Consider the following 7,505-nt stretch of genomic DNA (forward strand, 5'->3'; position numbering starts at 1 on the left):
CATCATCGCCAAGGACGCGTTGGCTGATGATTTTAATGCCGTTTGCAACAAAAACCAGAAACTCTCCCGAAAATCTTTCGTGGACGCGCTGTTACGGATGGTCGCGTGAGTAAACCATGCATCATTTCGGTGAAACTTTAGATCATGATTTTGAGGTGTTTTAAAGCAAATGGAAAAAAATTCCAGTATATATATCGCCGGTCACACAGGACTTGTTGGTTCTGCTATTTTAAGAAAGCTTCACAAAGAGGGTTTTTCAAATCTGATTTTACGTAATCATGCAGAGCTTGATATCAAAAGACAAAGTGATGTTGAATTGGTTTTTAAAAAAGAGCATCCGGATTATGTTTTTCTTGCTGCTGCAAAAGTGGGCGGTATTTATGCAAACAGCACTTATCCTGCTGAATTCATTTATGATAACCTTTCAATTCAAAATAATATAATCCATTCAGCCTGGAAAAATCATGTTAAACGGCTTCTTTTTCTGGGTTCATCCTGTATATATCCAAGAGACTGCCCGCAACCGATGAAGGAAGAGTACCTTTTAACCGGCCCGCTTGAAACTACAAATGAGCCCTATGCCATTGCCAAAATTGCCGGAATAAAGATGTGCCAGTCATATAATCGCCAGTATAATACAAATTATCTTGCAGCAATGCCGACAAACCTTTACGGCCCTGAAGACAATTTTGATCTTGAAAACAGCCATGTCCTGCCGGCGCTTATCCGTAAATATCATATAGCCAGGCTTGCTATGGAGAAAAATTGGGATAAAATTCAAAAAGACGAGGAATTATTTGGCCCCATACCGGATGATTTCAAGAAATTATTAAAGCAGGAAAATATTTTTGTGAACACCTGGGGTACGGGAAAACCATATCGTGAATTCCTGCATGTGGATGATCTTGCTGATGCTGTAGTTTTCCTGATGGATCTGGATGATAAAAAATTTAACATGCTTTTAAATACAAACAAAGTGCCTCTTATTAATATAGGTTCAGGCAAAGAAATTACCATAAAAGACTTATCGGTTCTGATTAAAGAGATAGTGGGATTTAAGGGAGAAATTGTTTTTGATTCATCAAAACCTGACGGGACACCGCGAAAGCTGTTGGATGTTTCAAGGCTAAAAGCTCTTGGGTGGTTGCCTAAAATTTCTCTTTATGAAGGAATACAAAATACATACGATATGTATGTCTCAGATACTGCAATAGCTTAATAACTTAACATAGGAAAGTTTTATGAAAGGAATTATTCTCGCCGGAGGTTCAGGGACAAGACTTTATCCTCTTACCACTGTAGTAAGCAAGCAGCTTCTGCCTATATATGACAAACCGATGATTTATTATCCCTTGTCGGTTCTCATGCTTGCCGGTATACGCGAAATTTTAATCATTTCGACTCCTGAAGATTTACCCAATTTCAGAAAACTTTTAAAAGACGGTTCTCAGATAGGCATGTCTTTTTCTTATGCTGTTCAGCCAAAACCGGAAGGTCTCGCTCAGGCCTTTATAATCGGAGAATCTTTTATCGCAAATGAACCTGTATGTCTTATTCTTGGAGATAATATTTTCTACGGTGACAGTCTTTCAGTATCATTAAACAATGCTGCAAAGCTGCAAAAGGGCGGTCTGATCTTCGGATATATTGTTAAGGATCCGGAAAGATACGGAGTAGTTGAATTCGATGAACAAGGTAAAGTAGTTGGTATAGAAGAAAAACCTCAAAAACCGAAATCAAATTATGCGGTTCCGGGTTTATATATATATGACAGTGATATTGTACAGACAGCAAAAAACCTGAAGCCCTCCAAAAGAGGAGAGCTGGAAATTACAGATATCAATCTTGAATACCTCAAAAAAGGAAAACTTAAGGTTGAACTTTTAGGAAGAGGAGTAGCCTGGCTTGATACCGGCACATTTGAATCGCTGCAACAGGCTGCAAGTTATGTTCAGGCTATACAGGAAAGACAAGGTCTCAAAATTTCATGTATTGAAGAAATAGCATACAGATTCGGTTATATTGATAAGAACCAGCTTAAAAAACTTGCATCAGGGCTCTCAAAAAACGAGTATGGTCAATATCTGACGGAATTAATTGACCAGGAGAATTAAACAACAAGCATACGGAGCAATATGAAAATAAGAGAAGATTTTTTACCCCTGTCCAAACCTTCCATAGGGGAAAATGAAATTAATAATGTAGTAAACTGCTTAAAATCAGGATGGATTACCACCGGCCCTGCCTGCAAACAATTTGAAGATAAATTTTGTGAATTGACCGGGGCTTCCCGTGCAATCACTGTAAATTCTGCAACAGCCGGGATGCATATAGTACTTCTTGCGCTTAAAATCGGCCAGGGAGATGAGGTCATCACTCCATCTATGACGTTTGCTTCAACTATCAACATGATTGCGATACAAAAAGCAAAGCCCGTTTTTGTTGATATTGATTATAATACCTTAAACATTAATGCCGATCTTATAGAAGAGAAAATTACTTCCAGGACCAAAGCCATTATTCCGGTACATTTTGCAGGAGTGCCTGCCGATATGGACAAAATTATAAAAATCGCAAAAAAGCATAATCTTATAATTATCGAAGATGCCGCCCATGCTGTTGGTACCTATTACAAAGGAATTCATGCCGGCGGATTCGGCCATATTGCCATTTATTCTTTTCATCCAATAAAAAATATTACCAGCGGTGAAGGAGGCATGATCACCCTAAATGATGAAAAACTGGAAAAAGATCTAAGGTTATTAAGGTTTCACGGTATAGAAAGAGATGCCTGGAAACGTTATGGCAAGGGAGGAAATCCGGAGTATAATATCTCTTCTCCCGGATTTAAATATAATCTGACTGATATGCAGGCGTCTCTTGGACTTGCACAGCTATCAAGATTAGACGAAATTAACGGCAGAAGAGCAGAAATTGCCGCAATTTACAAAACCGGTCTTAAGGATATTAAGGGGCTTGAATTGCCAGGCATTGCCGGGTATTCACACATCGATTCAAATCACCTGTTTGTAATAAAAGTGTTATCCATGGACAGAGGGCTGTTTATGGAAAAACTATCCGAATATAATATAGGTTACGGCCTTCATTTTCCGGCTTGCCATCTGCTGGATTATGTTAAGAGAGATTTTGGAACAAAAAAGGTAATACTTCCCGAAACCGAACGTGCTGCGGAAAAGATTATTTCACTTCCGCTGTTTCCCGATATGAAAAATGAAGATGCGTCTTATGTCTGTGAAGCTATAAAAGAAATATTAAAATAAGGGCAAGGAACAATAACAAATGAGTCCACAAGCAATGATTTCTTTAGTAATTCCCGTTTACAATGAAGAAGATAATCTGCGTTTACTGATTGAAAGAATACATCCGGTTATGCAGCAAATGAACAGGCCGTATGAGATAATTCTGGTCGATGACGGAAGTAAAGATAATTCTCTTTCCATATTGAAAAATCTTACTGTCTGGCCTGAGGTGAGAGTTGTTGCGCTCGTAAGAAATTACGGTCAGCATTGCGCGATTTTTGCGGGTTTTTCAATCGTTAAGGGTGAGATCATAATCACTCTGGATGCAGATTTACAGAATCCACCCGAAGAAATACCCAGGCTTGTGGCGGAAATGGAAGAAGGTGGGTATGATGTGGTAGGTACAATAAGAAAGCAGCGCCAGGATTCTATATTCCGAAAAACGGCTTCAAAGCTTATCAACATGGTAGCAAGAAAGATTACGAAAGTGGGTATGAGCGACTGGGGATGCATGCTTCGGGCATACAGACGTCCTGTGGTCGAGCGTATGATAGCTTGCCATGAACATTCTACATTTATTCCGGCGCTTGCTACATATTTCGGGAAGCGCATGACTGAAATCGAAGTCGCACATGATGAAAGAGCCGGTGGGATATCAAACTATCCTTTAAGAAAGCTCATCAATCTTCAGTTTGATCTTGTCTCGGCATTCTCGGATCTGCCCATGAAATCCCTTTTATACGGAGGCATCGGGATGGCTTTGGGAGGTATTTGCTTCGGCGTTGTACTTGCTGTCTCCAGATTAATATACGGAGCCCACTGGGCCGCAGAAGGTATTTTCACACTCTTTGCAATTCTGTTTATTTTTATCGGCCTTCAGTTTTTTGCTTTTGGGATATTGGGAGAATATATCGGCAGGATTTACAAGGAAGTAAGGAAGAGACCGCAGTATGTAATTGATAAGGTCTATTCATCGGAACAATCGGAAAAGGATCAGCAAATAAGCCGCGAGAGCCGGTAAACATTCTTAACGGATGTGAACAAGGTGTGATGTGATTCAAAAAAATGAAAATGCTTTAGGAATCAAGATAGATGTTGATACCTATCAGGGCATGAAAAAAGGAGTGCCCCGCCTCCTTGATATTCTTGACCGGTTTAATGTAAAGGCAACTTTTTATTTAAGTATGGGTCCGGATGCTTCGGGCAGAGCTGTTCTTCAGCTTATAAAAAACCCTCTTTTTTTAAAAAAAATGATAAAAAGCAATGCTCCAGGGCTCTATGGCATAAAAACGGCTCTGTACGGAACATTACTTCCTTCTCCTATGATAGCTCTTTCCTTTCCTGAAATTGTAAAGCAAATAATATCAAGTGGTCATGAGGTTCAGTTTCATGCCTGGGATCACAGGCGCTGGCAGGATGAACTGGATGCAAAATCTGTTGAATGGATAAAAAGATGGTTTGATAAAGGTGTTAATGCATTTGCAAAGCTGACAGGGCATATGCCATCATCATTCGGAGCGCCAGCCTGGCTTATTGATGACAGGGTGATGGAGATTATTAAAGAGTATAAGTTTGATTATTTAAGCTGCACAAGAGCTGACAAGCCTTTTATTCACGAAAACATAGGTGTTATGGAAATTCCTTCGGATCTTCCGTGCATAGAGGAAACAGGTATTGATAGCGCCGAGTTGGCTATTATTTCAGTCTTAAAAAAAGGCGGCATCCATGTGCTTCCGGTTCACGCTGAAGTTGAAGGGGGCATAAGAAGCAATTATTTTATTCAATTGCTTGAACAGATCAGGATGATGAATTATCCCGTTACAACTCTTTGTGAAATAAAAGAACTTCTTCCCCAAAATATTCCGGTGCGCAAATATAAAATGAAATTACTTGCCGGGCGTTCTACCTTGTGTGCTGTCTGAACCGGTTGTTTTTCCACATCCTCATGCAAAAACAAGTTGTTTTATGGTCTCATTTTCCTGGCTCTATTTGTGAAACGGACAGTTTATTAACATAGTGTTTTTAATATTCCACCCGGCAATAGGGTTTTTGTCGCATTCTTACTATTACTAATGTTTCGCAGTTAAATTATTGGTATTTGAGAAAGATAAAGAGTGATGAAACATCATGCTGCGTATCTGCACTTGGGTTCGGTTGATAAAAAAGAATCACAGCAGGCTTTTTATTTCTATAACAGGTAGTTAGATCATATTTTCCAACCTTTCGGTTGCGATATCCAAAAAATCCGAAACATTGCCACATTTCATGGATTTCGCAAATATTTTTTCCGATTCAAACTTGATTATATTTTTGCCCCATCTTCTGCACAGGTCATAGACGCAAAAATCATTCAACAGCGATGAGATAAATGATATCCCTCCGACCATTTTCCGCTTTTTACCCATATTGATTTAGCTGCAAACTTTACCTCTTCAGATATTTATTCCTTTTTTGAAGAGGCTGTAAACTATTGATGTTTGGCTCCTGATGTTAAACCATGATCTGTGAATATAAATATTAAATCACAGATCAATATCAAAACACATTGCTTTCAAATGGTTACGGCTAAAGGTTTGGCATCTATTCTCTTCCTCACTGTAAGCAGCGGTGGATGCGCTCGTGTTGTGGCGCCAATATGTATGGGCCACGGTCTGCTTATTGTCCGACTTCAATTACGGTCAAAGTCCGGCCATAATAATCAGAAAAGGTATTTGGATAATTATAAACTGTAGGCGTTCCGGTTACTCTCCATCTCAATTTCACCGTATGAGTGCCAGCTGCAACTGTAACAACTGTATGACCACCAACAGAATTTGCGTTTGAACCACTGGCGCTATAAGTGCCACCATAAGTTGGGCCAACTCTCAATCCGTCTAATAGAGTTTCGATATTAACCCATCCAATACCTGTATTATGAAATTGAGTATTCCAGAAAATTAATAAAATACTGGCTTTAGTTGTTAAAGTAATACTCATCCCCGGCATATCAACAAAAGCGGTAGAGGTAGTACTGATATCGGTAGTTGGGCTTAAAGTCTGTATTTGCCTGATTATCCCCGGTCCTATAAATCCGGTAGCTTTTACATTGCCGTTAACGTCCAGTTTCTCGGTGGGTGTGGTTATGCCGACGCCGATGTTGCCGTTTACTATAAGATATCCATCTGCTGCAAAGCCTTTAATTCCGGTCAACAAAAAAGCCAATATTAAACCAAAGACCAAGCCCAAAATCCTTTTTTTCATTATCATCCTCCTTATTAATTGTTGTATTGTCAAAAATATTTGTATACCTGCTCTTAATGTATCACTCGATATCATTTGTACTACCCGGCGTCATTTCAACCAAAGGGTGAAACCTTTATCAACTACTATAAGCTATTATAATTCTTACCCCATATTTCATATGTCATTGCCTTAATTATTCTCCAAAACAAAATTCTTTACAGTAAGCGTCCCGCCGTTTGGATGCGTTTGAATTTTCCCTTTCAATGATGTAGTTCCGACTACAGCTGTAAAATCTGAATTATATCCTCCTTCTATAGAAACCGAGATATTCCTGTTAAAATCAAGGTTTCCAATAAGTTCCTGATACTTAACCTGGATTATATCTCCGTTAGCCGCAGCATTGTACGCAGCCTGCAAATCGAAAAAATATAGAGGTGGCATGCCGACAATACGTATTGAATCTGTACCGGCTGGCGGAGGGGAATCATTGTTTTGCAGAATAAAATTCTTTATAGTAACTGTGCCGCCGTTTGGAAATGTTTGTATTTTCCCTTTCATGGAAGTACTTCCGGATGCGGCTGTAAAGCCCGAATCATATCCTCCTTCCATAGAAACTGAAATATTTCTGTTAACCCCCAAATTTTGAATAAATGGATAATCCTGAAATTGGATTACATCACCGTTTGCCGCGCGGCATTATATGCATCCTGTAAAGAATAATAATACACAGCCGGATTACTTAAATTGCGTATTACTCCATCTGGAAAAACGGACCCTATTATATAAACCTGGGTTTGAAAAGTGAGATATAATCAAAGTTGTGTTTAGGGAGATAGGTGGTGTATCCATCGGTTGATTGTTACCGAGGCAATTAACCGACCAAAAAAAAGGAAAGGATACACACACCATGAATAACGATAATGTAATTATAATTAAAAAGCCAGAATCTTTTATTGATGACCCTATTACTGAGATATTACGTAATGGAGCTCGAAAAATATTAGCCCAGGTGCTTGAAGCTGA

At 39.1% G+C, this 7,505-nt stretch carries 8 protein-coding genes; 5 read left to right on the forward strand and 3 right to left on the reverse strand.

Annotated elements, in window-relative coordinates; genetic code table 11:
• The first annotated feature begins 169 nt into the window (after nt 1-169).
• Genes VXK47_RS10895 through VXK47_RS10915 form a run of 5 tightly spaced genes read left to right on the forward strand, consistent with a single transcriptional unit; the run spans nt 170 to nt 5,182 of the window.
• Nucleotides 170-1,219 carry a GDP-L-fucose synthase family protein gene (locus tag VXK47_RS10895; protein ID WP_435548809.1) on the forward strand — a complete coding sequence of 350 codons (1,050 nt, stop codon included), beginning with the start codon at nt 170-172 and terminating at the stop codon, nt 1,217-1,219.
• 22 nt (nt 1,220-1,241) lie between these two features.
• Complete coding sequence (rfbA, locus tag VXK47_RS10900) at nt 1,242-2,114, forward strand: sugar nucleotidyltransferase (RefSeq protein ID WP_435548810.1); 873 nt, start codon at nt 1,242-1,244, stop codon at nt 2,112-2,114.
• Between the two features lie 21 nt (nt 2,115-2,135).
• On the forward strand, nt 2,136-3,281 hold the full coding sequence (locus VXK47_RS10905; RefSeq protein WP_435548811.1) for a DegT/DnrJ/EryC1/StrS family aminotransferase: 1,146 nt from the start codon (nt 2,136-2,138) through the stop codon (nt 3,279-3,281).
• A gap of 19 nt (nt 3,282-3,300) precedes the next feature.
• Nucleotides 3,301-4,281 (forward strand): glycosyltransferase, encoded by a 981-nt coding sequence (locus VXK47_RS10910; protein ID WP_435548812.1) that lies wholly within the window; start codon nt 3,301-3,303, stop codon nt 4,279-4,281.
• Nucleotides 4,282-4,312: 31 nt separating this feature from the next.
• Nucleotides 4,313-5,182 (forward strand): 4-deoxy-4-formamido-L-arabinose-phosphoundecaprenol deformylase, encoded by an 870-nt coding sequence (locus tag VXK47_RS10915; protein WP_435548813.1) that lies wholly within the window; start codon nt 4,313-4,315, stop codon nt 5,180-5,182.
• Nucleotides 5,183-5,461: 279 nt separating this feature from the next.
• Here the strand turns inward: VXK47_RS10915 and VXK47_RS10920 are convergent, their stop codons facing one another.
• The 3 genes from VXK47_RS10920 to VXK47_RS10930 all read right to left on the reverse strand — a co-directional run bounded on the left by VXK47_RS10920 (nt 5,462) and on the right by VXK47_RS10930 (nt 7,091).
• Nucleotides 5,462-5,665, reverse strand: a complete 204-nt coding sequence (locus VXK47_RS10920; protein WP_435548814.1) for a hypothetical protein — start codon at nt 5,663-5,665, stop codon at nt 5,462-5,464.
• Between the two features lie 250 nt (nt 5,666-5,915).
• Nucleotides 5,916-6,500, reverse strand: a complete 585-nt coding sequence (locus VXK47_RS10925) for a hypothetical protein (RefSeq protein WP_435548815.1) — start codon at nt 6,498-6,500, stop codon at nt 5,916-5,918.
• Between the two features lie 171 nt (nt 6,501-6,671).
• Complete coding sequence (locus VXK47_RS10930) at nt 6,672-7,091, reverse strand: hypothetical protein (RefSeq protein ID WP_435548816.1); 420 nt, start codon at nt 7,089-7,091, stop codon at nt 6,672-6,674.
• Nucleotides 7,092-7,505: the final 414 nt, after the last annotated feature.

The sequence above is a fragment of the Desulfobacterium sp. N47 genome (genome assembly GCF_051233685.1).
Classification (GTDB): Bacteria; Desulfobacterota; Desulfobacteria; order Desulfobacterales; family RPRI01; genus RPRI01.